Raw genomic sequence first — 23479 nt, forward strand, 5'->3', positions numbered from 1 at the left:
ACCGTGCCCCTGCGCCCCGCTGATTTAGCGCGCCGCAAACAGGCGGGGTTGCAGATCAGCGTGCTCACGGCCTGGGATGCCCTCTCCGCCGCCCTAGTGACCGAGGCCGGGGCAGATGCGGTGCTGGTGGGAGATTCCCTGGCGATGGTGGCCCTGGGCCATAGCACCACCTTGCCCGTAACCCTCAATGAAATGCTCCACCACTGCCGGGCAGCGGGCCGGGGTATGGCGGCCGTAACCCAGGGCCAACTGCCGCTTTTGATTTGCGATTTGCCCTTCCTCAGCTATCAGTGCAGTGCCGATGAGGCCGTGGCCGCCGCCGGGCGGGTCCTGAAGGAAACCCCTGCCGCAGCGGTCAAGTTGGAGGGCGCCGAACCCGAAACCCTGGTGATCATCGATCGCCTGGTGCGCAGCGGCATTCCGGTGATGGGCCACCTGGGCCTGACGCCCCAATCGGTGCACAAACTGGGCTACGGCCGCCAGGCCACAACTCCGGCCGGCCAGGAAGCCCTTAAAAGGCAAGCCCTGGCCCTGGAGGCGGCGGGCTGCTTTTCCCTGGTGCTGGAGCACATCCCCGCCAGCCTGGCCGGCGAAATGCGCAGCCTGCTGGCCATCCCCGTAATTGGCATTGGCGCCGGCGAAAACTGCGATGGCCAGGTGCGGGTCAGCGCCGATCTGCTGGGCCTGACCGCCCGCCAGCCCCCCTTCAGCCCTCCTTTGGTGGAATGCCGGGCCCTGGGCGTGGAAGCCCTGCGCCGCTGGATTGCGGGCCTCCCGCAGCCTGAAGCTCCTCCCACCATTCCAGCAGCTCCACCAACACCCCATTGCTGAGGGCCAGCCCCTCCGGATCCCGCAGCCGCCAGCGCTGGCCCTCCAGCAGCAGTAGCCCGGCAGCAATCGGCCCGGCCAGGCGGCTTTGCAGGGCCCCTAGCTGCCGCTCCAGGGCGGCCCCCCGCCAGCCCTGTTGGGCCAACAGGGCGGCCATGGCGACCCCTTCGCGGCGGCGCAAGCCGACCATCAGCCGTTCATCCAGCGGCATCCCCCCATTTGCAGGCCCGGCCGGAAACCCTGGTTGATCCAGCCAGGCGGCATAGGCCTGGCGGGTGCGGGGCCTGGCCAGGCGCTCGCCCCAGGGGGCGCCCGTGGCTCCCATGCCAAAGCCCCACCAACCGGCCCCACTCCAATAGACCCGGTTGTGGCGGGCCGCATGGCCGGGTAGGGCGTAATTGGAAATCTCGTAGTGGCCGTAGCCGGCCCTGGCCAGCAGCTGGCCGGTGAGCTCCATTAGGTCGGCGCCCAGGTCGGCATCGGGTAAATCCAGCTCCCCCCTGCTCTGGCGCCGCTCAAACACCGTGCCGGGCTCGATGCTGAGGTCGTAGACGGAAAGATGGGGTGGCTTGAGGGCAAGGGCCTGCTCCAGCTGGCCCCGCCAATGGTCGAGGGCCGTTTTCTCTAATGGGGGTAAGCCCTTCTGCAGGGGTAAACCCTGGATCAAATCCAGGCTCCAGCTGAGCAAGCGGCCCCGGGCCTGGGCATCCGCCAACCAGCCAGCCGCCAACTCCAAATCCAGGCCCCGGTGGCGGCGGCCCAGGCCCGCCAGCACCCCATCATCAAAACTCTGGCCGCCCAGGCTGACCCGATTTACCCCAACCGCCAAATAACCCGCCAGCCGGTGTTGATCAAAACTGGCCGGGTCCAATTCCAGGCTGATTTCCGCAGCTGGCGCCAGGCCAAAGCGCCGGCGCAGGGCCCCAATTAGGGCACCGATTTGATCGGGTGTGAGCAGGGAAGGGGTGCCACCGCCGAAATAGACGGTGGAAAGGGGTGGTCCCCCCGGGCTAAGGCCAATTTCCCTTGTCAGCAGCTCGAGATAGGCCGCAATCGAATTAGCCCCCGGAGCCCCCGGCTCCCCACTGGCCCGCTCCCCCAGGGGCACCACGGGGAAATCGCAGTAGAAGCAACGCCGCTGGCAAAAGGGCAGATGGAGGTAGGCGCTGCGGGGCGGAAACACGGGCTCAACACATCAAGGGCAGTGAGCCCTACGGGCTAAATGGTCCGGAATCAGGCATGCTTCCAGATTGAACCCTGGGGGCACGACCACAACAGGAATGCTGGACTCCCTCATCCTGGTCCTGTTTGTCATCTCCGGGGCCGCCGCGGGCTGGCTGGGGGTGGACCTACTGCCCGAGCAGCAGTTGATCCGCATCCCCAACCTCGAGCAGCTGACCTGGGTGCTCGGGGGCGTGGGCTCGGCGGTGGGCCTGGTGGCCGGCCTGGTGTTTCGCAAACTGCGCCAGAGCCTGATGCAACAGGTGCGGACCATGCCCACCGAGCTGTTGATCAGCCGGGCGGTGGGCCTGATCCTGGGCCTGCTGGTGGCCAACCTGCTGCTCGCCCCAATCCTGCTGGTGCCCCTGCCCTGGGAGGTGGAGTTCGTCAAACCGCTCGCCGCCGTGGTGAGCAATGTGTTCTTTGGCGTTTCGGGCTACAACCTCGCCGAGGTCCACGGCCGCACCCTGCTGCGCCTGTTTAACCCCACCAACAGCGAAGCCCTACTGGTGGCCGATGGGGTGCTCCAGCCGGCCAGCGCCAAGATCCTCGACACCAGCGTGATCATTGATGGACGCATCCGCGCCCTGCTCAAAACGGGTCTACTGGAGGGCCAGGTGATCGTGGCCCAGAGCGTCATCGACGAGCTCCAGGCCCTGGCCGACTCGGCCAATGCCGAAAAGCGGGGCCGGGGCCGGCGGGGTCTGAAATTGCTCAGCGAGATGCGCGGCCAGTACGGCCGCCGCCTGGTGGTGAACAGCACCCGCTACGGCGGCCAGGGGGTGGACGACAAACTGCTTGAGCTCACGGCAGATACCGGCGGCACCCTGCTGACGGCTGACTACAACCTGGCCAAGGTGGCCGAGGTCAAGGAACTGAAGGTGCTCAACCTCAGTGAGCTGGTAATTGCCCTGCGACCCGAGGTCCAGCCGGGAGATGAGCTCCAGCTGAAGATCGCCCGCGACGGCAAGGAGGCCGAACAGGGCGTGGGCTACCTCGACGACGGCACGATGGTGGTAGTGGAGGGGGCCAAGGGCCGCATTGGCGAAAGGTTGCCGGTGGTGGTCACCGGTGCCATGCAAAACCCCACCGGCCGCATTGTCTTTGCCCGCACCCATGCCAACGGCAGTGGCAAGCCAAAGGGAACTTCACGCAAGCCACAGGCCATCGACCCCAGCTAGGCTCCGCGCACAGATCAGCAGTGTTGCCCGGATGACGGCGTCAGCTCCCTATTACGGCGATTCGGCCGTGATGCGCACCCCGCCACCTGATCTGCCGAGCCTTTTGCTCAAGGAGCGGATCGTCTACCTGGGCTTGCCCCTGTTCAGCGACGACGACGCCAAGCGTCAAATGGGCATTGACGTGACCGAGCTGATCATTGCCCAGCTGCTTTATCTGGAATTCGACAACCCGGAAAAGCCGATTTTCTTCTACATCAATTCCACCGGCACCAGCTGGTACTCGGGCGATGCGATCGGTTTTGAAACCGAAGCCTTTGCCATCTGCGACACGATCCGTTATGTGAAGCCGCCGGTGCACACGATTTGCATTGGCCAGGCCATGGGCACGGCGGCGATGATCCTTTCGGCCGGCACCAAGGGCCAAAGGGCCTCCCTGCCCCACGCCTCGATCGTGCTGCACCAGCCCAGAAGCGGTGCCCGCGGCCAGGCCACCGACATCCAGATCCGGGCCCAGGAGGTGCTGCACAACAAGCGCACCATGCTTGAGATGTTGTCGAGCAACACCGGCAGGTCGGTGGAGCAGCTCTCCAAGGATTCCGACCGGATGACCTACCTCACCGCTGAGGAGGCCAAGGAATACGGCCTGATCGACCGGGTGCTCTCCAGCCAAAAGGACCTGCCCACCAATTTGCCGGTCGGTGCATCCACCAGCCCTGGCAATCCAGGCATCAGCTAAGCCGCCCCCCTCCTTTAACCCAACGCAACCAAGCCATGCCCATCGGCACCCCCAGTGTTCCCTACCGCCTTCCCGGCAGCCAGTACGAGCGCTGGGTCGATATCTACACCCGTCTTGGGGTGGAGCGGATCCTGTTCATGGGTTCCGAAGTGACCGATGCCGTGGCCAATGCCCTGGTGGCCCAGATGTTGTATCTGGATTCGGATGACAACTCCAAGCCCATTTACCTCTATATCAACTCACCGGGGGGATCGGTGACGGCGGGGCTGGCGATTTACGACACGATCCAATACGTCAAATCCGACGTAGTAACCATCTGCGTGGGCCTGGCCGCCTCGATGGGGGCCTTCCTGCTGGGTGCTGGCACCAAGGGCAAACGGCTGGCCCTGCCCCATAGCCGCATCATGATTCACCAGCCCCTGGGGGGCACAGCCCAGCGCCAGGCCAGCGACATCGAGATCGAGGCCAGGGAAATCTTGCGAATGAAGGACATGCTCAACCACAGCATGGCCGACATGACCGGCCAGCCCTTCGCAAAAATCGAGAAGGACACTGACCGCGATTACTTCCTCAGCGCTGCTGAGGCAAAGGATTACGGCCTAATTGACCGGGTCATCTCCCATCCCAACGAAGCCTGATCGGGCCCTTGCGTAAGCTCGATCCCTGACCAGACCAGAAACTTCGCCCTGATGGCCCAGCTCTTTTACGACACCGACGCCGACCTCAGCCTGCTGGCCGGAAAAACGGTGGCCATCATTGGCTACGGCTCCCAGGGCCACGCCCACGCCCTGAACCTCAAGGACAGCGGCGTGAATGTGCTGGTGGGCCTCTACGAGGGCAGCCGCTCCGCCGAAAAGGCCAAGGCCGATGGTCTTGAGGTGCTGAGCGTGGCCGATGCCTGCGCCAAGGCCGAGTGGATCATGGTGTTGCTGCCCGATGAATTCCAGAAGGCCGTCTACGACGCCGAGATCGCACCACACCTAAGCGCCGGCAAGGTGCTCAGTTTTGCCCACGGCTTCAACATCCGCTTCGAGCTGATCAAGCCGCCCGCCGACGTGGATGTGGTGATGATCGCCCCGAAGGGCCCTGGCCACACCGTGCGCTGGGAGTACCAGAACGGCATGGGTGTGCCCGCCCTGTTTGCCATCCACCAGGACGCCAGCGGCCAGGCCCGCGAGCTGGCCATGGCCTATGCGAAGGGCATTGGCGGCACCCGTGCCGGCATCCTCGAAACCAACTTCAAGGAAGAGACCGAAACCGACCTCTTCGGGGAGCAGGCCGTGCTCTGCGGTGGCCTCAGCGAATTGGTCAAGGCTGGCTTCGAAACCCTGGTGGAGGCTGGCTATCAGCCCGAGCTGGCCTACTTCGAGTGCCTGCACGAGGTGAAGCTGATCGTGGATTTGATGGTGAAGGGCGGCCTTACCGCCATGCGCGACTCCATTTCAAACACCGCCGAATACGGCGATTACGTGAGCGGCCCGCGCCTGATCACCGCCGACACCAAGGCGGAGATGAAGCGGATCCTGGCAGACATCCAGGACGGCACCTTCGCCCGCAACTTCGTGGCCGAATGTGACGCCGGCAAGCCTGAGATGAAGAAGATCCGCGAGCGCGATGCAGCCCATCCGATCGAACAGGTGGGCACGGGTCTGCGCTCCATGTTCAGCTGGCTGAAGACAGCCTGATCCCCTGGCTACTGGTGGTGGGGGCCTGCGGCCTCGACCGACTGGTGGGCGACCCCCGCTGGTGCCTCCACCCCGTGGTGGTGATGGGTTGGTGGATAGGCACACTTAGGGGCCTGGTGGAGGCGATTGCAGGCTCTAGGCCCTGGGCGCTGCGGCTTGGTGGCTGTTTAATCACCGCCCTGCTGGTTGCAACGGCTGGCCTGGCCGGCCTCTGGATCGAGCGATTCGCCCTTGGGCAACCAGCCCTGGGGGGGCCTGTGCTTTTGGTGGGCCTGGCCAGCGCCCTGGCTGGCCGCAGCCTTGATCAGGCGGTCCATGGGGTTTTAAATGCCCTGCCAAATCTGGGATTGGCCCGGGAGCGGCTGGCCGGAATCGTGGGCCGCGATACCGCCGATCTAGGTGAGGCAGAGATTCTGCGGGCCCTGGCCGAAACCGCCAGCGAAAACGCAGTAGATGGGCTGTTTTCGCCCCTGTTCTGGATGCTGCTGGGGGCTGGGTTGTGGAGCCTCAACCCCTCCTGGCCCGGCCCCCTGGCCCTGGCCTGGGGCTTCAAGGCGGCGAGCACCCTCGATTCGATGCTGGGCTACCGCCACGGCACCTTGCGCTGGCTCGGCACAGCGGGAGCCCGCCTGGACGACCTAATGGTGTGGCTGCCCTGCAGGTTGGTGGCCTTCAGCCTGCCCCTTGCCCTGGGCAGGGGTTTTGGCAACTGCTTCGCATCACTGAATTTGGCCCTCGCAGACGGCGCCAGCGACCCCTCGCCCAATGCGGGCGTCTCCCAGGCGGCCTATGCCCATGGCCTGGGGGTCCAACTCGGGGGAGTCAACAGCTATCGAGGCGCCACCGTGCTCAAACCGCTGCTGGCGCCAGCCAATGCCCCAGCAAACAGAGCAACGATCGCGAAAATACTGCGAATAAATGGCCGCCTGCAGCTGATTTGGCTGGCCCTGGCGGGGTTAGGGGCCTTCATGACAAAAATTCTCAGATAACTGCCAGCCGTTGCGCGCCTCACGATGCTGCGCTCAAGAACAGCAGCCCATGCCCCTCCGCGAACTCCTCGAAGAAGCCCTGCTGGAGCCAGACATCGGCACCACCTCCTGCTTCCGCTGGCATGCCACACCGGTCGGCATTGCTGCTGTGTGGCATGGGGGTAAGCCACCACTCGCGCCGCCCTTCGAAGATGCCCTCAAGGAGGGACTGCAGGTGGGCCTGGATCTCAGCCGTGAGGAACGGGAGTTTCACCAGCTCAACGCGGGCCTGGTGATCCTGTTTCACTCCTGAAAAGCTGACTGGCGAAGACCAAGTTCCACTGGTGCAGGCTCCAGCGCACACAGCCTTGCTCAATTAACGGATCAGTGCGCACCAGGGCATCGGCCTGGGCCCAATCCTGGGCCGAAAAGAGCAGCATGCCTCCGGCCCCATCACCGTTGAGACCCTTGCGCTCAGCCCAGTAGCCACTGCTGGGGCTGTGCCCCGTGGCCTCGAGCTCCGCAAGCCAGCGCAGGTGGGCTGGGATCACCGCATCGAATTGATCCTTGGCAACGATGCCCTCCTCAAGCTTCACAAACCAGGCCATGGTCAAAAAAAGGGGGTCAAAAAAGGGAAAGACAAACGGGAAAACGACCGGAGCCCAGCCGTAGGCCATAGCCTTGGTCCACAGCAGCAGGCCTAGCAGGGCACATCCATGGATCACCCATTTTGGATTCTTGTGCCCTGGGCCGTCTTTGCCGTTGGCATCGCCTTAAAGGTATGGCGTATCTACTGGGCCCTGCGCAGCAGGCCCAGTGCCACGGCGATAGACGTTGAAAAGTTCAGGCAGAACCTGGAGATGGCATGGGCAAGGGGCCAAAAAACCGCATAAAACGTAACCCCCAGCAACATGCTAGATTTATGAAGATTTCATACAGGCGCATGTTTTTAAGCTTTTTCGGCTTCCTATTTGCTGCCATTTCTTTTGTTCAAGTCCCCCAATGGGACAACGACTGGACCAAATGCTCGGTGTCAGTTCCCGATACGGCCTGCCATTGGTATGTGGTCAACCCAGACAACACCTTTGGCAAAGGGTTTAGCTGGATTACCGCGCCTAAATTTGATTTCGAAGCCCTCAAAGATATTGCAGTCCAGCACGAAGTAACCGTGGCCCAGGGATACGCAACAACAGTTGAGCTGATGAATGCAACCACCGATATCAAATACGGCGATAACTATTAATCAATATTCAATTCCGGGGCCGCCGGCCTTAGGTAGCTAGAAAACCACCAAGACCACTTCAACCACCAGGAACCCCGCCAGTCCTGCTATTGCCAGAAGGGAAGGAAGGCCAGAAACACCCATTCGCCTACTCCAGAGACTGACCATTTCTAAAGAAAATCAGAAGAAAATGCTGTAGCGATACATACAGCAGAAGAAAACGGCACATTCCTCAATGATTGCCGGCCTCCAGCCGAGGCAAATACGGGCCCGATGTATCCCACGATTCATTGCCAAGTCGCTGGCGAGAACGGCCTGCCACACTCGACCAACTCACCCAATCGGCATGGCCTCTGAGCATCCTGACGCCCCAAAGCAGCTCGGCTTACGCCTGCCTGGGGAAACGATGGAACTGATCTCGGCCATTCAGGAGCACCGCAAGCAATCAAGCCAAGCCACCACCATTGCTGCCATCGTCGAAGACGCCATTGCTGCCTACTACGACCAGCTGGTGGACGAGGGGCAAATAAGCGACAAGTAATTGAGGGTGCTTGCGCCGGGGCTTCCCTGGAGAAGCTGCCCTATGCCCACCTGAGCCACACCCAAAGTTTGCTCATACAAATACCCATACCGCCCGATGGCCCAAGCCCTCTCTGAACGCGTAACCGTGACCATGCCGGCGGAGCTGGTGGCAGGGATTGATCGGATCAAGCGCAACAGAAGTCGCTTCATCGCAGAAGCGGTGCGCCATGAGCTCAAGCGCAGGCAACAGCAGGAGTTGCTGCGCTCACTGGAGGAGCCCCATCCAGACAGCCTCCCCACTTCCGAACTGGGTCTGGAGAGCTGGAGCCAGGAGTTACCGGAGGGTGATCAAAACCTTCTCGACCCCAATGACGGCGTGTCGCTCCACTGGGAGAGTGGGAAGGGCTGGCAGGAGCCGGGCCGATGAGTCTGGCCAGGGTCATGAACAACAGGGCACCAGGCCCTGTGTTGTGGTGAGCGATCAGGGTGTGAACAGCAATCAGCGTTTCCCCCTGATTGCTGTGGTGCCAGCGGGCTCACCAAAGCGTCTACAGCGCTGGTGGATCAGGTGCGCTCGATTGAAAAGCAGCGAATCCGCTGCCGTTACGGCCAGGTATCCGCAGTAGAGCTTGAAGCAATCGACAACGGCCTCTGCCTTTATCTGGGGCTGGAAGCAGCTATGTGAATCAGCCTTAAGTAATCAAAAACGGAGAGGGTGGGATTCGAACCCACGGAAGCTTTCACTTCAAACGATTTCGAGTCGTTCGCTTTCGACCACTCAGCCACCTCTCCAAGTCCTGCGCAGCACGCGGACGGCCCTTGGGCTTTTGCAAGCTTAAAGACCCACTAGGCCAGGGCCGCCTGCAGGGATCCACTGGCGCCAGTGGCAGCCCATCTCCGCTTTGGTTGCAGGGGCGGCCGGCCGCTTAGCCACACCCGCTTCACCCCCCGCTGGTCAAGCCAGCGCTGCTCCTTCAGCTGCGGCCTAAATCCCAGCCAGACCCCATCAATTGCGGGCGAAGCAGAAGTGACGGGCAGGCCAGTAATCCCGACCTGGTCGCGCCAACTCCACAGGGCCTGACGATCCGGCAGCAACAACCACTGGCTACCGCCCACCTTGAGTCGCACCGCCCGGCTGAAACTGGCCAGCGGCTCTGCCACCAAACCAGGGCTCCGCAACTGCTCCCCCGGCAACAACGGTGGGCTGCCCTCTCCAGAAGCAACCACCAAGTTGGATTCCTGCCGCCAACAGCTTGAATTTTCTGCGGGCAATGGATCCAGCAGTAGGGACCAATCCCAGCGCTGAACCCCCAAGCCCTTGGCTAGGGCCTGGGCCTGCAGGCAACTGAAGCCATCGCCCTGCAGGCTCACCAGGGCAGCCCGGCCCTGGTGGCGAGCCACCAACAAATCCAATCGGCCCTGGTGCACCAAGAGCAACTGGTCAGATGCCAGCCAACCCAACTGCACCACCATCACGCCACTGATCAAGGCCGCTCCAAGCCAGCGCCAACGCTTCGCCAAACCGGGTATGGCCACGGCCATCACCGCCAAAACCAACAACAGCACCAGCAGATGGGTCGGCCTACCGAGTTGCCATTGGGCCATCGGCAACCCTGCAAACCAACGCACCACCACCAACAGCAGCCCGCACAGCCAGGCCACCGGAATTAGCAGCAACGGCAATAGGGGCGGCAGCAAAATCGCCACCAGGGCGAGGGCCATCGCCCCCAGCGTGAGCGGCGTAAGCAAAGGGGCCACCACCACATTGGCCGGCACCGCATAGATCGGCACCACACCGAAATGGAGTAGCTGCAGCGGCAGGGTCCAAAAAGATGCCGCCAGGGGCACCGCCAGGGCGGCGGCAGCCACCGGGGGCAACCAGCGCTTTAGGCCCTCCTCCATTGGTCGGGCCGACACCATCAAAGCTGCGGTGGCGACGGCACTCAGTTGGAAGCCCACATCCAGCAACCACTGGGGGAAAACCACCAGCAGGGCCAACAAACTGGCAAACAGGATCCCCAGGGGCCTGGCCCGCCAACCGCACTCCAGCACCACCAGGGCGATGGCGCCCATCAACACCGCCCGCAACACCGAGGGCTGGGGGCCCGCCAGCAACACAAAAAGCGCCATGGCGCCAAGGGCCAAACCAAGCCGCAGGGGCCTTGCCAACCTGCGGCCCAGGGGCATCACCGCCCCCAGCAACACACTCAGGTGAAAACCGCTAGCCGCAAGCGCATGGGAAAGGCCAGCAGCGCGAAAGGCGTCGCGCACCTCCCCAGGCAAGGGCACCACCGCACTGCCCAACACCAGGGCCGCCAGCACCCCACCATTGGCCGCACCCGCCCGCTCCAAAAGGGCCTGGGCCATCCGGCGTCGCAAATCGGCGACCGGTGTGGCTGGTTTGTGAAGCACCTCCAGGTTTTGCACCTTCATTTGGCTGAAGGTCTGCTGACGGGCCAGCCGCTCCGCCGGAGCAGCCAGCAGGGGATGGGGTGAAGCCATCGGTCGCCTCAGCAGGCCATGGACCCGCAGCCGCCAGCCCTCCTGGAGCTGCGGGCAGGGCTCCATCCGCAGTTCCGTGCGCCCCGCCGGCAACTGCAACAGGGCGCGGCAGGCCTGACCATCACCGATCGCACTGGGATCGGCCAGCAGGCGACCCTCCAGGGTCAGTTCCAGTGCTGGATTGGCCCCATGGGCCGGATCTCCAGGCCCAGGCCGGGCTGGCGTAAAGGCAATCAGGCCAATGCGCAGAAGAAGCAGGGCCACCAGGGCCAGCCAGAGCCAATGGCGCCGCCCGCCTCGAGCCATGTCTGCCCCCAAATACTGGGGGCAGGTTTCCCACTAGTTGGTGGGATCTGGAGCGTGTTCGGCAAACCAGGCCTGGCGCTTTGCTTCGCTGAGCAAGGGGAAGCCAAGGGCTTGGCGCTCCGCCAACCAGGCTTCCGCCACCTGACGGGCCAGGTGGCGAATCCGGCCAATCGTGGCCGTGCGCTCCGTAACGGAAATAACGCCGCGGGCCTCCAGCAGGTTGAAGGTGTGGCTGCACTTGAGCACGTAATCCAGGGCAGGGGCCGGCAGGCGCCGTTCCACCAGGTCGGCGGCCTCAGCCTCATAGATGCCAAACAGCTGGGTCAGCCGCTCGGGGTTAGAGGCTTCGAAGTTGTAGGTGCAATGGCCCTTTTCAAACGGCAGCCAGATGTCGCCGTAGGTGCGATTGCCATCCCAACTGAGGTCCCAAATGCTCTCCACATCCTGGAGATACATGGCCAAGCGCTCAAGGCCGTAGGTGATCTCAATCGACACCGGCCGGCAATCGATCCCACCGCATTGCTGGAAATAGGTGAACTGGGTCACCTCCATGCCATCGAGCCAAACCTCCCAGCCCACACCCCAGGCACCCAGGGTCGGCGATTCCCAGTTGTCCTCCACGAAGCGAATGTCGTGGTCCTTGGCCTGGATCCCCAGGGCCTCAAGCGAAGCCAGGTAGGTCTCCTGGATGCCGTTGGGCGAAGGTTTAATCAACACCTGGTACTGGAAGTAGTGCTGGGCCCGGTTGGGGTTATCGCCATAGCGGCCATCGGTGGGCCGGCGGCAGGGCTCTGGGTAGGCCACCGCCCAGGGCTCCGGGCCAATCGCCCGCAGCACCGTATGGGGGCTCATCGTGCCCGCCCCCTTTTCGGTGTCATAGGGCTGCAGGATCAAACAGCCCTGGTCAGCCCAAAAGCGGTTGAGGGTCTGGATGATGTCCTGGAAATGCACGGCGCGATGCTGGCCTTCTATGCCAGCCATTGTGAGGGCTGGCCGGGGAAAGCCCTAGGCGCAAAACCCATCCTGCGCAGAGCAAAGCTCAAGCCACCAGTTGCAGCAGGCCCATCTGTCCGGCCGCCAGGGGCCGGTGCTTGGCGAAACGGAAACCGGCAGCCCGGGCCAAGGCTTCCTGGCCGGTGGCCGTAGGGAAGCGGGCAATGCTGGCCTCCAGGTAGGCGTAGTGCTCGCCAATGCCAAAGCGCTCTGCCGCCGGCACCACCAGGCGGCGCAGGTACAAGCGCTGAAATGCCGCTGGCCAGGTCTGTTCCGCCCGGTTGAAGTCCAGTACGGCGGCCCTGGCCCCGGGCCGCAGCAACCGGCGCAACTCCTGCAGGCCCGCCGCCGGATCCGCCAGGTTGCGCAGGCCGTAGGCCATCACCGCCCCATCAAAACTGGCATCGGCCAGGCCCGTGGCCAGGGCATCCCCCTGGAGCCAGCCCAGGTCAAGCCAGGGTTGGGCCGCCGCGCGCTGGGCTGCCACCTGCAAGGGCGCCGCGGCCGCATCCAGGCCCAACACAGATCCCCCTGGCCGCAATTTGGCCGCCAACACCAAGGCCAGATCGCCGGTGCCGCAACAAAGATCGAGCAGCCTTTGACCGGGCCTTGGCTGGAGCCAGGCCACCGCCTGCCGTTTCCATAGCCGGTGCAGTCCCAGGCTTAAAAGGTCGTTGAGTTGGTCGTAGCGGGGGGCAATCTGATCAAACAGCTGCTCGACCGCCGCCGGATCACCAGGCCTAAAACTGCCCATCCCAGGGCAAAACGATGGAGTCGAGGCTGATACCGGCCTCCTGCTCAGGGGCGGGCAGGAGGCCGCGGGCTTCCAGCCGATCTGGGCTGGTCAGGGTAAGCACCATCACGGTGGCCAGGCCAACGGCAGCAGAACAGACCATGCAGCCAGCCAGCATCAGGGAAAATTCCTTGCGATCATTGGCGGCCTGCATCAACTGGAGCGCCCAGGCCACCAAAGCCACCACGGCAAGCACCATCGCCAAACCCAAGCCGGTCAGGACGGCGGGCGACAGGGCAATAGATGGCAGGGGAAGGGCGGAAATCTCTAAAAATCCAGTCGTGGCCCCAATGTAACCAAAGTTCACGAGCCAGCGTGAGGGGGGCGAATCGATAGGGGGCGAATAGGCATTGGGCGTATCGGGAGGCCGAGCTCCAGCAGCTCCGCCTTGATCTGCTCCACCGTGAGCACACCATCGTGCAGCAAGGAAGCCAGCAGGGCCGCAGAGGCCTGGCCATCGCCATCGCCCGCACCGAGGGCCCTGGCGATGTGTTCGATGCAGCCGGCCCCGCCGGAGGCAATCACCGGCACCTCAACGGCCTGGGCAACGGCCCTGGTGAGATTCAGTTCATAGCCCGCCTGGGTGCCATCTCCATCCATCGATGTCAGCAGGATCTCGCCGGCCCCCAGGGCCACCACCTGGCGGGCCCAGGCCAGGGCATCGAGGCCAGTGTTTTCACGGCCACCCTTGACAAACACATCCCAGCCGGGCCCCCTCTCGCCCAGCTCTGCCCCATCCCGGCGGCGGGCATCAATCGCCACCACGATGCACTGGCAACCAAAGCGATCAGCCCCCTGGCGCACCAGCTGGGGATCGCGTACGGCCGAGGAATTGAGGCTGACCTTGTCGGCCCCAGCCCGCAACAGCTCCGTGATGCCCTCCACGCTGCTAATTCCCCCACCCACGGTGAAGGGGATCGTCACCGCTTCAGCGGTGCGACGCACCAAATCCACCAAGGTGGCGCGCCCCTGGTGGCTGGCGGCAATGTCCAAAAACACCAGCTCATCGGCCCCAGCAGCGCTGTAGCGGCAAGCCAACTCCACCGGATCCCCCGCATCGCGCAGGCCCACAAAATTGATTCCCTTCACGACCCGACCATCGGCCACGTCGAGGCAGGGAATGATCCGTTTGGCAACCATGAGCTCACTGTTAGTGTTGCGCCACTTTCCAGTTGCGCCAGCCATGTCCCAGGCTGCCACCACGGGCTCCGTGAATATTGGCTCCAAGGTGCGGATCACCCGGGTTCGGGACCGCATTTCCACCGAGATGGTGGGAGCTCTCCAAGCCGATGCCTCCGGCACCGTGACCGGCTTCCGCACCGTTGATGGCAAGGGCATCGGCGTGGTGGTGATGCTGGCCAACGGACAGCAGGCTTGGTTTTTCGAAGACGAAATCGCCCTCGCCTGAGCCCCAACATTGACCAACAGCCCCAACCCTGAGGCATCGAGCGGCGGCGGTGCCCGCCAACTGCTGGGCATGAAGGGTGCCAGTGGCACCACCAATATCTGGAAGATTCGGCTCCAGCTGATGAAGCCGGTCACCTGGATCCCCCTGATCTGGGGCGTGCTGTGTGGGGCTGCCGCATCCGGCAACTTCCACTGGACTGCCAGTGAAGTGGGCGCCTCAATCGCCTGCATGCTGATGAGTGGCCCCCTGCTGGCGGGCTACACCCAGACCATCAACGACTACTACGACCGCGAAATCGACGCGATCAACGAGCCCTACCGCCCCATTCCCTCGGGGGCGATTCCGCTTTGGCAGGTGAAGCTGCAGATCTGGGTGCTGCTGCTGGCTGGCCTGGGAGTGGCCTTTGGCTTGGATGTCTGGGCCGGCCACAGCAATCCGGTGCTGTTTTGGCTCGCCCTTGGGGGCTCGTTTGTCAGCTTCATCTATTCGGCGCCGCCCCTGAAGCTCAAGCAAAACGGCTGGCTGGGCAACTACGCCCTGGGCGCCAGTTACATCGCCCTGCCCTGGTGGGCCGGCCAGGCCCTATTTGGCCAGCTCACCTGGACCACCGCCCTGCTGACCCTGGCCTATTCCCTGGCCGGGCTAGGCATTGCCGTGGTCAACGATTTCAAGAGCGTGGAAGGCGACCGGGCCCTGGGCCTGCAATCCCTGCCGGTGGCCTTTGGCATCGAGACCGCCAGCTGGATCAGTGCCGGCATGATCGATCTGTTTCAGCTGGCCATGGTGGCCGTACTGATTGCGATCGGCCAGCACTTTGCCGCCGTGCTGCTGGTGCTGCTGATCATTCCCCAAATCACCTTCCAGGACATCTGGCTGCTGCGGGATCCGGTGGCCTTCGACGTGAAATATCAAGCCAGCGCCCAGCCCTTCCTGGTGCTGGGGATGCTGGTGACCGCTTTGGCCATCGGGCACAGCACCCTGGTGGCTTGAGGTGAACCAGCGCAGGCGCCAGCTTGTGCGCAGTGGTCTGCTGGCTGCTGCCATCGGCAGCGGCGTAGCCCTCGGTCAAGCGGCCCTGGTTTCGGGCTTTGATCTGCTGCTTCCCGATGCCCGGGGCATCAGCGCCTTCAACCGCCCCGGCACCCTGACCATCCTCTCGGCCGATGGCCAGGTGGTGCAGAAAATTGGGCCCGCCACCCGCGAAAAGCTCACCGTTGAAGCCATGCCGGCCCTGGTGGAGCAGGCCTTCATTGCGGCGGAAGATCGCCGCTATTATCAGCACGATGGCATCGATCTGGTGGGGATTGGCCGGGCCCTGGTTCGCAACATCACCAGGCACTCCGTGGAGGAGGGCGCCAGCACGATCACCCAGCAGCTGGCCCGCACGGTCTACCTAAGCCAGGACCGCACGATCCTGCGCAAATTTGCGGAAATCGCCCTCGCCGGCAAACTCGAGCGCCAACTGAGCAAAAAGCAGATCCTCACCGAGTACCTCAACGTGGTGTACCTCGGCTCGAGTGCCTACGGGGTGGCGGATGCGGCCTGGATCTACTTCTCCAAAACCCCCAACCAACTGACCCTGCCGGAGGCCGCCCTGATCGCGGGCCTGCCGCCGGCCCCCTCGGTCTATTCACCCCTGGTCACTCCCCATCTGGCCCTGGAACGGCGGGCGATCGTGCTTCGCCGCATGCAGGAAGCCGGCTTTATCAGTGCCGATCAACAGGCAGAGGCCAATGCCACCCCCCTGCAACTGAAACCGGCCGAACCCAAGTATTTCCAGAGCCGCGCTCCCTACTTCACCAGCTGGGTGCAGCAACAACTTTCCACGGTGCTCACTAAAGAACAGCTGGAGGTAGGCGGCCTCACCGTCAAAAGCAGCCTCAACCTGGCCTGGCAGGAGCAGGCCCAAAAGGCGATCGACACCTATGCCCCGGGCGAGATGGAAGGGGCCCTGGTGGCGATGGAACCAGGTACGGGCCTGGTGCGGGCGATGGTGGGTGGCAAGGACTTTGCCAAGAGCCAGTTCAACCGGGCGGCCGACGCCCTGCGTTCCCCTGGCTCCACCTTCAAGTTGTTTGTGTACCTGACCGCCCTCAAAGAGGGGATGAGGCCAGAGCGGATCGTGGTGGATACTCCCCGCTGCTTTGCCGGCTACTGCCCCCGCAACTTTGGCGATCGCTACATGGGATCGATTCCAATGGTGGTGGCTATTCAGAACTCGCTCAACATTGTGGCGGTGGGGCTGCTGCAACAACTGGGCTTCGACAAGGTGATCGAAACCGCCAAGAGTCTTGGCATTGGCACCGTGCGCGAACTTGGGCACTACTACCCCTTGGCGATTGGGGCCTACGAACAAACCCTGCTGGAAATGACCACCGCCTATGCGGCGATCAACAACAGCGGCATCTTCGTAAAAGCAACCCCCTTCGAGGAGGTCTTGGGGCCCAATGGCGAGCTGCTCTGGAGTCGTCGGGTGGATGGCGAACGGGGTCGCCGGGCCGTCGATGGCGACATCGCCAACACCATGCTCTGGATGCTCCAGCAGGTGGTCAAGGGGGGCACGGGGGCCGGTGCCGCCCTACCCAATCGGCCGGTGGCGGGCAAAACAGGCACCTCAGAGGGGGGCCGAGACCTCTGGTTTATCGGCTCCATTCCCCAGCTCACAACGGGCGTTTGGCTGGGATACGACAGCAATCAAACCACCGGCAACACCAGCGTGGTGGCGACCTACGCCTGGCGAGCATTCATGGAGCCGATCACCAAAAACCTGCCCGTTCGCCAGTTCCCACAGCGGCCAGTGCTCCAAACCAGTTACGCCGGCGACAGGAAGAACGTCCGCAAACCCCCAGGAGCTGGAGCAGGAAATGGCTATTGGGCTCCGACCTTGCCAGCGCCAGACCCCACTGCCACCAGTCCAGACAGACTTGCCCCGATTCCGGAGGGCACCCCAACAAATGGCCCACCCCCTGGAGTTTCCAGCCCAGCAGCTCCAGCGGCTGCCACCCCAAACATGCCGCCACCGCCCGTGGCAGCACCACCTACTCCCTAGCCTCCAGCACCCCTGGCGCCTGGAGCAGGGCGGCATAAAAGCCATCGCCACTGGCCTGCTCCCCTAGAGCGGCCTGGCTGCCAGGCCACAGCTGCCAGCTCTCGGCCATTTGCCACTGGGGATGGTCGAGCAAGAAGGCGCCAATCAGCTCGCCATTTTCAGCCGGATGCACCGTGCAGGTGGCATAGACCAACTGGCCGCCTGGCTTGAGCAGGGGCAGGAGCGATTCCAGCAACTGCCGCTGCAATAGACCCAGCTCCTGCACCGTCTCGGGGCTGATCCGCCAGCGGGCATCGGCATGGCGGGCCAGGGTGCCCAGGCCCGAGCAGGGCGCATCCAGCAAGAGCCGATCAAAGCTGGCCAACCATTCGCCCCTGTTAATGGCCAGCTCACTGGCATCGGCGGCCAGGGTGTGAATCGATTTCAGACCTAGCCGGGCGGCATTGATCTCCACCCGCCGCAGGCGGGCAGCGGAGCGATCAATGGCCCACACCTCCCCCTGGTCCCCCATCAATTCGGCCAGGTGGGTGCTTTTGCCGCCGGGGGCGGCGCAGGCATCCAAGATCCGCTCCCCCGGCCTAGGGGCAAGTAGCAAGGCCACCCGCTGGGCGGCCCGATCCTGCACACACCAGTGGCCATCGCCATAGCCCGGCAGGCTGCGCAGATCGCCACTGCGGCCGCTGAGGGCAATCCCCCATGGCAAATCCTCGAGGGGCTGGGCCTCCACCCCCGCCGCCTGCAACGCCGCCAGCAATTCCTCCCGACTGGTGCGCAGGGGATTCACCCGCAAATCAAGGCTGGGGGGTTGGTTGCAGGCCAGCCCAAAGGCTTCCGCCTGCTCGAGCGGCAACCACTGAAACAGCAGCCTGGCCAGCCAGTCGGGCAGGGAATGGCGCAGGCCAAAGGCGGCTAGGGGATCGCTCGGCAGTGCCAGGCCAGCCCAGGGCTCGGGCCCCAGCCCTTCTCGGCGACGCAGGGCTGCCCGCAGCAGTCCATTAGCCACGGGTGCCAGCCGGCCCAGGCCGCCCCGCTTGGCCAATTCCACGGTGGTGCTCACCGCAGCAGAGGCAGGCACCCGGCCACTAAAGAGCAGCTGGTAAAGGCCCAAGTGCAACAACCAGCGCAGTTTTGGTGGTTGCTTAGCGGCGGGCACCTTGCCCAGTAGGTCGAGCCAGGCATCGAGCAGGCGCTGCTGGCGAATCGAGCCATAGGCCAGTTCGGTGGCCAGGGAGCGGTCCACCCCCTCGATCGCCGTGCGCTGCAACTCCCGCTCCAGGGCGACATCGGCATAGGCCCCAGCCCCAACGGCCATCAACACCTGCCAGGCCACCTGGCGCGGCAGCAGACCAATCGGGGCAGGGTTGCTCAACCAAAGGTGCGGCAATGGCCTCCACAGTTAGCGCCCCGCCAATCGAAAGCAAGACAAGGGCGGGGGATCCCATACCCTCATTGCCAAGCACTGCCTTCGGCCCATGCCCCTGCTGCCCCGACGCTTCGAGCGGCTAAAGGCCGTTCTGGATCGGCGCATGGGTGATCTGACCGTGCTGCTGGAGCAGGTCGACAAGCCCCACAACCTCTCGGCAATCCTGCGCAGCTGCGATGCAGTAGGGGTGCTGGAGGCCCATGTGGTGAGCATGGCGGGGCGCACCCCCACCTTCAATTGCACCTCGAAGGGCAGTGAAAAGTGGGTGCCCCTGCACCGCCACCCCAGCACGGCTGAAGCCCTCAGGCAGCTCAAGGCCCAGGGCCTACGGCTCTATGGCACCCACCTTTCCGTAGATGCCATCGACTACCGCGACTGCGACTTCACAGGCCCCACCGCCTTCCTGCTGGGGGCAGAGAAATGGGGCCTCAGCGAAGAAGCGATCGAGCTAGTCGACCAACCAATCGTGATTCCGATGTTGGGCATGGTGCAGTCGCTGAACGTGAGTGTGGCGACCGCCACCCTGCTGTTTGAAGCCCTGCGCCAGCGGCAGGCGGCCGGCAGCCTGCCCAGCCAGGGAGAGGGGGTGGATCCACAGCGCTACGGACGCATGCTGTTCGAGTGGGCCTATCCGGAGGTCGCAGCCTGGTGCAACCGGCAAGGGAGGCCCTACCCGGCCCTAGATGGGGAGGGGGCCATCAGCGAGACGCTGCCCAGGAACGTGCGGCTGCGCCACTGATCGGACCCTGATTTTGGATTCTTATTTTGGACCCTTATTACTGAGCAATTTGCGGCTGGTGGCACTGGGTAGCCAAAGGGCCAGGCCTAGGGCCAACAGCTCCAGGGGGATCTGGTGGCCACCCAGCAGCACTACCAACAGGCCCACACCCGCCAAGATCTTCTGAAAAAACCCCCAGACATCGTCGCGATCGGCGCTGCCTGAAAACCACAGCAGCACTGCGGAAACAAGCAAAACGCCATCGAGCCAAAGGGGCATGGGGCCAGGAGCAAGCCTTAGTTGCGTAATTCTGCCGTGCTCAGCCAGCGTTCCAACCCCTCACCCAAAAACGAAAGTCCGAGCACCAGCACAAACATCGCCAAGCCGGGGTAGAGCGCGGTCCACCAGATGCCCGTGGGCAAGGCGGTAAGGGCCTGCTGCAGATCACCGCCCCACTCGGGGATGGTTTCGGGCAAACCCAGGCCCAAAAAGCCCAGACCCCCCAGCACCAGCACCGCATCGGCCGCGTTGAGGGTGAGCAAGACGGGCACCGAGGTGATCACGTTGCGAAATAGGTAGCGGCGCAGGATCCAGATGGGGCCAGCACCTAAGGATTCGGCCGCCTCCACGTAGAGCTCAGCCTTGACCTGGGCGCTCTGGTTACGCACCACCCGGAAGTATTGGGGGATGTAGACAACGCACAGGGCGGCGGCGGCATTGGGCAGGCCCCGCCCCAGCAGGAAGGCCAACACCACCGAAAGCAGCAGCACCGGCAGGGTGTAGAGGGTGTCCATCAGCAACACCAGCAGCCGATCCACCCAGCCGCCTAGGTAGCCGCTGGCCATGCCCAGGGGCACGCCCACCACCAGGGCCACCACCAGGGCCAACAGCACCACCTGCAAAGCCACCCCACTGCCGGCCAGGGTGCGCACACATACGTCGCGGCCGAGACGGTCGGTGCCGCACCAGTGCTGCCAAGAGGGTGCCGCATAGATCGGGTTCTGCAGACCCGCATTCGGATCCGGCAACCAACCGATATGGACCAATAGGGGGGTCAACACCGCCACAAGGCCATAGGCCACCACAATCAGCACCCCCCAGCGGGCCATGCGGACCGACAGAGCCCGGGGGCGCCCAAGGGCTGCAGCCTTCATTCAAGCCAAATAAGCGTGCAAACCAATTAAGCACAAATCACCCATATGGGTGAGGGGGAAGATAAATAGCCTGATCAGCCTGGGAAAGTCCCCGTGGACATAATCACAGCATCAAACTAACCATGAAGAAACGGATCACAAAATACGGCCTGCCGATCTATCGCGAACAATCCCGCGGACGCAGACGCAATCAAAAGGGCTTCACCCTGGTGGAGCTGATGGTCGTGATTGTGATAGTGGGCATCTTGAGTGCTGTGGCCTTTCCCCAGTTCATGAAGCAAACCAAAAAGGCCATTGCCACGGAGGGGATCATGCAGGCCTCTGCTATCACAAAGCAGGCGGCCAGCTACAACCTGGAAACCCCAATCTCAAGCGCAGATAGCGACTGCTCCGACTACGCCGGAGCCCAACAAAGCGGAGCCAAATTTAGCTATAGCTGCACTGGCTCGGCCACTAGTTTTAGCGTCAAAGCCATCGGCACCTCCGGCAGCAATGCTGCCGGCATTGAAATTAGCCAAACTAGCGACCTAGACACTGGCGTAACAGGCAAACCCGTAACCACAGGAACCTAGGGTCAACAGAAGTAAATCAAACCCCTCGAGCATTTGCCTGGCCGATCAAGCCGGGCACTTTTTATAGTTTTTTAAGCTAGCAAAGTTTAGCCGGGGAAGCCTAACCGGGTGAAGCTGTCATCACTGAGCTGATATTTTGAACCCGGCCATTACCCAGGCCAAAGGATTGAAATAGCCTCACGGCCACCTGCTGGCCCCCTGGATCAAGGCAGGCGGCAAAGCCAGAAGCAAAGGAAGACTGAATTTCCACACCTGCCGGCAGCAGCTCAGCGCAACCCGTCCAGCTTTTCTGGGGCCTGGCCAAACCATCAATAACCACCCGATTCTGGGGATTGGAGCTGGCACTCAATTGACCATATAGGTCGAAGGCTGGGCCGCAGCGCATCAAAACCTGCTGGCGCCAGATTGCACTAGGGGCCACGCCCACGGAGTAACTAATCGAGCGTCCATCGGCCAGGAGCAAATGCAAAACAGGCTGCCTGCCAGCCCAGCCACAGGCGGAAATTTCTGCCGCTGGGGTAGCACTCACCACCAGGGCACGCTCCACATCAGATCGCACCAGCTCCAGCACCCGCCGTTGGTTAGCCCGCTCCGCATGCAACCTGACAAAGCGCTGGCTGTTTTGACCATCGCCTAGCAAGGCCTGCAGCATCGCCCCGCTGAGCAACAGGCCAATCGAGCCGGCCAACATCAACTCCAGCAGGGAGAAACCCTGGCTCCTCTTAAAGCTTTGACTGGATCGAATTGGCATCAGGTTCGATCCGGAAGACAGGCCTCAGGTTTTAGATTTTTGGTGGGATCTGCCCCGTAGCGGCCCAGCCGTACAATTCCAAGGGGCAGGGCTATCACCAAACAGCGTCTGAGCTGGGTTCCGGAGGTCGTGAGCACCACCGTTCCGGCATCAAGCACCAAGCCATTCGGGGTGAAACGCAACACCGCCGGCAAGTTGTGGCTAACAGTCACACCGGCATCATTTCGGCCTGCATCATTTCGACCGGCGTCAGCCACCCCTTCCCCCAAGCCCAACCGGGCGCCCAGGCAGGTGGCCGAACCATCCAGCGGCACTTGCCAACCAGTGGGCCCCAGGCTCAAGCCACAGGGCTCGCCCTTGCGTTGGGCCGCTAAGCGACCCCGTTCGATGCCAATGGCTAGTCGCCGGGTTGAACTCTCAAGCCGCTGGCGGGCCAGCACCTCACCGCCCTGCTGAAAAGAGATGGCCGCAAGTATGGCCACAATGGCGATTACCACAACCAATTCCACGGAGCTAAAACCAGCTCTCGAATTATTTTTCATGGCTGATCAGCTGAAACCAGCTGGCGACAAAGGCCAAAGGCCTGGGCAGACCACTGCCGCTGGCGGATCAAAGGGGAGCCTGGAGAAGGGGAATTCACCCCGTAGCTCAGCACCAACATTTGCCCTGGGAGCACACTAGAAACAGGCAATATCTCCAGGCGCCGGGTTATCTGTGGGGCGAGGGCAACTTCAGGTGATGCCACTGCTTGAGCCATGGCCCTAATTGCATTTTCACAACCGGCAGGGGCAATCAAATCGGCATCCAGGCGCCTAAGCCTGCCCTCACTGCGCTGTAAATCCGCATCAATTTGGACCAGCCAATCCTGCTGCCGCTGGGAACTCTGACTCCATGCCGCAGAGCCATTCCAAACCTGCAGGCTGCTGACGGCTGAAATAGAGAAGATCGTCGCCGCGACCATGGCCTCTGGGAGGTTCAAGAGCCCAGCCCCCGCACCTGGATAACCCGGCCAATAGCCGGATCAAAATCAACTAAATAGGACCGAACAATCGCTGAATCCCTCAACCGCAGGCGCAACTGCCCCTGGCCCTGACCCTGGCCAGCCAAAGACAACTGCTGCCAGCTCACCAACTCCGCCCCACTCCTGGGCGGCAGCAGTTTGGTTGGGTCCTGGGCCATCGGGCATGGCTGGAGCGCCCGCTTGAGCAGGCATAGGCCGGGGCCCTCCAATTGGATGGCGGCCTGTTGGGCAGCAGTAGCGAGCGAATCGAGGCCCTGGCGCTGGCGCCACTGGGCCTGACCAAAGGCCCTGCTCTGCAAAACGACGGTTTGAATTGAAAGGCTGCTGAGCAGAAGCAGCAACGAAACGGCCGAGGCCATCGGCAAGACAAAACCAGCCTCCTGAGCAACCGGTCGCATGGGTAATAGCGGGGAACCTGGCCCTAAG

29 protein-coding genes, 1 tRNA gene and 2 pseudogenes are annotated in these 23479 nt (G+C 63.1%); 17 read left to right on the plus strand and 15 right to left on the minus strand.

Annotation, left to right across the window (positions count from 1 at the left end; all coding sequences use genetic code 11):
* The first annotated feature begins 9 nt into the window (after positions 1 to 9).
* The gene (gene panB / locus KBY58_RS00515) at positions 10 to 831 is read left to right on the plus strand and encodes a 3-methyl-2-oxobutanoate hydroxymethyltransferase (RefSeq protein WP_255002287.1); all 822 of its coding nucleotides are present in this window, start codon (positions 10 to 12) and stop codon (positions 829 to 831) included.
* Here panB and KBY58_RS00520 read toward each other — a convergent pair.
* A pseudogene (locus tag KBY58_RS00520) lies at positions 731 to 2011 on the minus strand (coproporphyrinogen-III oxidase family protein); the annotation flags it as partial. The gene panB and the pseudogene KBY58_RS00520 sit on opposite strands and share 101 nt — an antisense overlap.
* A gap of 97 nt (positions 2012 to 2108) precedes the next feature.
* On the opposite strand from KBY58_RS00520, the gene KBY58_RS00525 reads away from it, so the two are divergent.
* Genes KBY58_RS00525 through KBY58_RS00550 form a run of 6 tightly spaced genes read left to right on the plus strand, consistent with a single transcriptional unit; the run spans position 2109 to position 6932 of the window.
* On the plus strand, positions 2109 to 3230 hold the full coding sequence (locus tag KBY58_RS00525; RefSeq protein ID WP_255002233.1) for a PIN/TRAM domain-containing protein: 1122 nt from the start codon (positions 2109 to 2111) through the stop codon (positions 3228 to 3230).
* Between the two features lie 31 nt (positions 3231 to 3261).
* Positions 3262 to 3966, plus strand: coding sequence for an ATP-dependent Clp protease proteolytic subunit (locus tag KBY58_RS00530; protein ID WP_254932849.1), 705 nt, complete (start codon positions 3262 to 3264; stop codon positions 3964 to 3966).
* Between the two features lie 35 nt (positions 3967 to 4001).
* Positions 4002 to 4604 carry an ATP-dependent Clp protease proteolytic subunit gene (locus tag KBY58_RS00535; protein WP_254932848.1) on the plus strand — a complete coding sequence of 201 codons (603 nt, stop codon included), beginning with the start codon at positions 4002 to 4004 and terminating at the stop codon, positions 4602 to 4604.
* A 51-nt stretch (positions 4605 to 4655) separates the two neighbouring features.
* On the plus strand, positions 4656 to 5651 hold the full coding sequence (gene ilvC, locus KBY58_RS00540; protein ID WP_255002234.1) for a ketol-acid reductoisomerase: 996 nt from the start codon (positions 4656 to 4658) through the stop codon (positions 5649 to 5651).
* Positions 5652 to 5665: 14 nt separating this feature from the next.
* Positions 5666 to 6640 (plus strand): adenosylcobinamide-phosphate synthase CbiB, encoded by a 975-nt coding sequence (cbiB, locus tag KBY58_RS00545; RefSeq protein ID WP_255002235.1) that lies wholly within the window; start codon positions 5666 to 5668, stop codon positions 6638 to 6640.
* 49 nt (positions 6641 to 6689) lie between these two features.
* Entirely contained in the window at positions 6690 to 6932 is a 243-nt protein-coding gene (locus KBY58_RS00550) for a hypothetical protein (protein ID WP_255002238.1), read from the plus strand.
* On the opposite strand, the gene KBY58_RS00555 is transcribed toward KBY58_RS00550, so the two are convergent.
* Positions 6898 to 7296, minus strand: a complete 399-nt coding sequence (locus KBY58_RS00555; protein WP_255002239.1) for a YciI family protein — start codon at positions 7294 to 7296, stop codon at positions 6898 to 6900. The two genes, KBY58_RS00550 and KBY58_RS00555, sit on opposite strands and share 35 nt — an antisense overlap.
* Positions 7297 to 7335: 39 nt before the next feature.
* Here KBY58_RS00555 and KBY58_RS00560 point away from each other — a divergent pair, with 39 nt between their 5' ends.
* From KBY58_RS00560 to KBY58_RS00580, 5 genes and pseudogenes are all read left to right on the plus strand, one after another.
* Positions 7336 to 7512: a hypothetical protein gene (locus tag KBY58_RS00560; RefSeq protein WP_254932843.1), complete on the plus strand. Its 177-nt coding sequence runs from the start codon at positions 7336 to 7338 to the stop codon at positions 7510 to 7512.
* Positions 7485 to 7862, plus strand: coding sequence for a hypothetical protein (locus tag KBY58_RS00565; RefSeq protein ID WP_315858008.1), 378 nt, complete (start codon positions 7485 to 7487; stop codon positions 7860 to 7862). The genes KBY58_RS00560 and KBY58_RS00565 overlap by 28 nt, the downstream gene beginning before the upstream one ends.
* A 325-nt stretch (positions 7863 to 8187) precedes the next feature.
* Entirely contained in the window at positions 8188 to 8382 is a 195-nt protein-coding gene (locus KBY58_RS00570; protein ID WP_255002242.1) for a hypothetical protein, read from the plus strand.
* Between the two features lie 96 nt (positions 8383 to 8478).
* A complete protein-coding gene (locus tag KBY58_RS00575; protein ID WP_255002243.1) occupies positions 8479 to 8790 on the plus strand; it encodes a CopG family ribbon-helix-helix protein in 312 nt (103 codons plus the stop codon).
* Positions 8732 to 9048: pseudogene (locus KBY58_RS00580) on the plus strand (type II toxin-antitoxin system PemK/MazF family toxin). Before KBY58_RS00575 ends, KBY58_RS00580 begins: the two are co-directional and overlap by 59 nt.
* A 22-nt stretch (positions 9049 to 9070) precedes the next feature.
* Here the strand turns inward: KBY58_RS00580 and KBY58_RS00585 are convergent.
* The 6 genes from KBY58_RS00585 to hisF all read right to left on the minus strand — a co-directional run bounded on the left by KBY58_RS00585 (position 9071) and on the right by hisF (position 14097).
* A tRNA-Ser gene (locus KBY58_RS00585) sits at positions 9071 to 9155 on the minus strand.
* A gap of 54 nt (positions 9156 to 9209) precedes the next feature.
* Positions 9210 to 11171 (minus strand): ComEC/Rec2 family competence protein, encoded by a 1962-nt coding sequence (locus KBY58_RS00590; protein ID WP_255002245.1) that lies wholly within the window; start codon positions 11169 to 11171, stop codon positions 9210 to 9212.
* A 33-nt stretch (positions 11172 to 11204) separates the two neighbouring features.
* Complete coding sequence (gene glyQ / locus KBY58_RS00595) at positions 11205 to 12122, minus strand: glycine--tRNA ligase subunit alpha (RefSeq protein WP_255002288.1); 918 nt, start codon at positions 12120 to 12122, stop codon at positions 11205 to 11207.
* 88 nt (positions 12123 to 12210) lie between these two features.
* Entirely contained in the window at positions 12211 to 12918 is a 708-nt protein-coding gene (gene ubiE / locus KBY58_RS00600; protein WP_255002247.1) for a bifunctional demethylmenaquinone methyltransferase/2-methoxy-6-polyprenyl-1,4-benzoquinol methylase UbiE, read from the minus strand.
* Entirely contained in the window at positions 12905 to 13264 is a 360-nt protein-coding gene (locus tag KBY58_RS00605; protein WP_255002249.1) for a hypothetical protein, read from the minus strand. The genes ubiE and KBY58_RS00605 overlap by 14 nt, the downstream gene beginning before the upstream one ends.
* Entirely contained in the window at positions 13261 to 14097 is an 837-nt protein-coding gene (gene hisF / locus KBY58_RS00610; protein WP_255002250.1) for an imidazole glycerol phosphate synthase subunit HisF, read from the minus strand. Before hisF ends, KBY58_RS00605 begins: the two co-directional genes overlap by 4 nt.
* 43 nt (positions 14098 to 14140) lie before the next feature.
* Here hisF and KBY58_RS00615 point away from each other — a divergent pair, with 43 nt between their 5' ends.
* The 3 genes from KBY58_RS00615 to KBY58_RS00625 all read left to right on the plus strand — a co-directional run bounded on the left by KBY58_RS00615 (position 14141) and on the right by KBY58_RS00625 (position 17414).
* Entirely contained in the window at positions 14141 to 14365 is a 225-nt protein-coding gene (locus KBY58_RS00615; RefSeq protein WP_254932835.1) for a DUF2862 domain-containing protein, read from the plus strand.
* Between the two features lie 69 nt (positions 14366 to 14434).
* Positions 14435 to 15355 carry a chlorophyll synthase ChlG gene (gene chlG, locus KBY58_RS00620; protein ID WP_409995694.1) on the plus strand — a complete coding sequence of 307 codons (921 nt, stop codon included), beginning with the start codon at positions 14435 to 14437 and terminating at the stop codon, positions 15353 to 15355.
* A gap of 1 nt (position 15356) precedes the next feature.
* Positions 15357 to 17414 (plus strand): transglycosylase domain-containing protein, encoded by a 2058-nt coding sequence (locus KBY58_RS00625; protein ID WP_255002252.1) that lies wholly within the window; start codon positions 15357 to 15359, stop codon positions 17412 to 17414.
* Here KBY58_RS00625 and KBY58_RS00630 read toward each other — a convergent pair.
* A complete protein-coding gene (locus tag KBY58_RS00630; protein WP_255002253.1) occupies positions 17404 to 18783 on the minus strand; it encodes a 16S rRNA (cytosine(967)-C(5))-methyltransferase in 1380 nt (459 codons plus the stop codon). The genes KBY58_RS00625 and KBY58_RS00630 overlap by 11 nt on opposite strands.
* A 103-nt stretch (positions 18784 to 18886) precedes the next feature.
* Here KBY58_RS00630 and trmH point away from each other — a divergent pair, with 103 nt between their 5' ends.
* Positions 18887 to 19576 (plus strand): tRNA (guanosine(18)-2'-O)-methyltransferase TrmH, encoded by a 690-nt coding sequence (gene trmH / locus KBY58_RS00635; protein ID WP_255002255.1) that lies wholly within the window; start codon positions 18887 to 18889, stop codon positions 19574 to 19576.
* 21 nt (positions 19577 to 19597) lie between these two features.
* On the opposite strand, the gene KBY58_RS00640 is transcribed toward trmH, so the two are convergent.
* Both KBY58_RS00640 and KBY58_RS00645 read right to left on the minus strand, forming a co-directional pair.
* On the minus strand, positions 19598 to 19834 hold the full coding sequence (locus KBY58_RS00640; RefSeq protein WP_254932830.1) for a hypothetical protein: 237 nt from the start codon (positions 19832 to 19834) through the stop codon (positions 19598 to 19600).
* 17 nt (positions 19835 to 19851) lie between these two features.
* Positions 19852 to 20709, minus strand: coding sequence for an ABC transporter permease (locus tag KBY58_RS00645; protein ID WP_255002256.1), 858 nt, complete (start codon positions 20707 to 20709; stop codon positions 19852 to 19854).
* Positions 20710 to 20831: 122 nt separating this feature from the next.
* On the opposite strand from KBY58_RS00645, the gene KBY58_RS00650 reads away from it, so the two are divergent.
* A complete protein-coding gene (locus tag KBY58_RS00650; protein WP_255002258.1) occupies positions 20832 to 21281 on the plus strand; it encodes a type IV pilin protein in 450 nt (149 codons plus the stop codon).
* Between the two features lie 100 nt (positions 21282 to 21381).
* Here the strand turns inward: KBY58_RS00650 and KBY58_RS00655 are convergent, their stop codons facing one another.
* The 4 genes from KBY58_RS00655 to KBY58_RS00670 are packed head-to-tail and all read right to left on the minus strand — an operon-like array spanning position 21382 to position 23451.
* The gene (locus KBY58_RS00655; RefSeq protein ID WP_255002260.1) at positions 21382 to 22032 is read right to left on the minus strand and encodes a type II secretion system protein J; all 651 of its coding nucleotides are present in this window, start codon (positions 22030 to 22032) and stop codon (positions 21382 to 21384) included.
* Complete coding sequence (locus KBY58_RS00660) at positions 22032 to 22574, minus strand: GspH/FimT family protein (RefSeq protein ID WP_255002265.1); 543 nt, start codon at positions 22572 to 22574, stop codon at positions 22032 to 22034. The genes KBY58_RS00655 and KBY58_RS00660 overlap by 1 nt, the downstream gene beginning before the upstream one ends.
* Positions 22571 to 23011: a hypothetical protein gene (locus KBY58_RS00665; protein ID WP_255002266.1), complete on the minus strand. Its 441-nt coding sequence runs from the start codon at positions 23009 to 23011 to the stop codon at positions 22571 to 22573. Before KBY58_RS00665 ends, KBY58_RS00660 begins: the two co-directional genes overlap by 4 nt.
* The gene (locus KBY58_RS00670) at positions 23008 to 23451 is read right to left on the minus strand and encodes a hypothetical protein (protein WP_255002267.1); all 444 of its coding nucleotides are present in this window, start codon (positions 23449 to 23451) and stop codon (positions 23008 to 23010) included. Before KBY58_RS00670 ends, KBY58_RS00665 begins: the two co-directional genes overlap by 4 nt.
* Between the last annotated feature and the right edge of the window lie 28 nt (positions 23452 to 23479).

The organism is Cyanobium sp. HWJ4-Hawea, from assembly GCF_024345815.1.
Taxonomy (GTDB): Bacteria; Cyanobacteriota; Cyanobacteriia; order PCC-6307; family Cyanobiaceae; genus Cyanobium_A.

Excerpts from the sequence above, each read along its gene's own strand:
- ubiE (WP_255002247.1), bottom strand. The coding sequence starts at position 12,918 with ATGGGCAGTTTTAGGCCTGGTGATCCGGCGGCGGTCGAGCAGCTGTTT.
- KBY58_RS00560 (WP_254932843.1), top strand. The coding sequence starts at position 7,336 with ATGGATCACCCATTTTGGATTCTTGTGCCCTGGGCCGTCTTTGCCGTT.
- KBY58_RS00615 (WP_254932835.1), top strand. The coding sequence starts at position 14,141 with ATGTCCCAGGCTGCCACCACGGGCTCCGTGAATATTGGCTCCAAGGTG.
- chlG (WP_409995694.1), top strand. The coding sequence starts at position 14,435 with ATGAAGGGTGCCAGTGGCACCACCAATATCTGGAAGATTCGGCTCCAG.
- KBY58_RS00565 (WP_315858008.1), top strand. The coding sequence starts at position 7,485 with ATGGGCAAGGGGCCAAAAAACCGCATAAAACGTAACCCCCAGCAACAT.
- KBY58_RS00655 (WP_255002260.1), bottom strand. The coding sequence starts at position 22,032 with ATGCCAATTCGATCCAGTCAAAGCTTTAAGAGGAGCCAGGGTTTCTCC.
- ilvC (WP_255002234.1), top strand. The coding sequence starts at position 4,656 with ATGGCCCAGCTCTTTTACGACACCGACGCCGACCTCAGCCTGCTGGCC.
- KBY58_RS00570 (WP_255002242.1), top strand. The coding sequence starts at position 8,188 with ATGGCCTCTGAGCATCCTGACGCCCCAAAGCAGCTCGGCTTACGCCTG.
- KBY58_RS00650 (WP_255002258.1), top strand. The coding sequence starts at position 20,832 with ATGAAGAAACGGATCACAAAATACGGCCTGCCGATCTATCGCGAACAA.
- KBY58_RS00670 (WP_255002267.1), bottom strand. The coding sequence starts at position 23,451 with ATGCGACCGGTTGCTCAGGAGGCTGGTTTTGTCTTGCCGATGGCCTCG.
- KBY58_RS00640 (WP_254932830.1), bottom strand. The coding sequence starts at position 19,834 with ATGCCCCTTTGGCTCGATGGCGTTTTGCTTGTTTCCGCAGTGCTGCTG.
- KBY58_RS00550 (WP_255002238.1), top strand. The coding sequence starts at position 6,690 with ATGCCCCTCCGCGAACTCCTCGAAGAAGCCCTGCTGGAGCCAGACATC.
- KBY58_RS00535 (WP_254932848.1), top strand. The coding sequence starts at position 4,002 with ATGCCCATCGGCACCCCCAGTGTTCCCTACCGCCTTCCCGGCAGCCAG.
- KBY58_RS00525 (WP_255002233.1), top strand. The coding sequence starts at position 2,109 with ATGCTGGACTCCCTCATCCTGGTCCTGTTTGTCATCTCCGGGGCCGCC.
- KBY58_RS00575 (WP_255002243.1), top strand. The coding sequence starts at position 8,479 with ATGGCCCAAGCCCTCTCTGAACGCGTAACCGTGACCATGCCGGCGGAG.
- KBY58_RS00660 (WP_255002265.1), bottom strand. The coding sequence starts at position 22,574 with ATGAAAAATAATTCGAGAGCTGGTTTTAGCTCCGTGGAATTGGTTGTG.
- KBY58_RS00555 (WP_255002239.1), bottom strand. The coding sequence starts at position 7,296 with ATGGCCTACGGCTGGGCTCCGGTCGTTTTCCCGTTTGTCTTTCCCTTT.
- trmH (WP_255002255.1), top strand. The coding sequence starts at position 18,887 with ATGCCCCTGCTGCCCCGACGCTTCGAGCGGCTAAAGGCCGTTCTGGAT.
- KBY58_RS00645 (WP_255002256.1), bottom strand. The coding sequence starts at position 20,709 with ATGAAGGCTGCAGCCCTTGGGCGCCCCCGGGCTCTGTCGGTCCGCATG.
- KBY58_RS00530 (WP_254932849.1), top strand. The coding sequence starts at position 3,262 with ATGACGGCGTCAGCTCCCTATTACGGCGATTCGGCCGTGATGCGCACC.
- KBY58_RS00590 (WP_255002245.1), bottom strand. The coding sequence starts at position 11,171 with ATGGCTCGAGGCGGGCGGCGCCATTGGCTCTGGCTGGCCCTGGTGGCC.
- hisF (WP_255002250.1), bottom strand. The coding sequence starts at position 14,097 with ATGGTTGCCAAACGGATCATTCCCTGCCTCGACGTGGCCGATGGTCGG.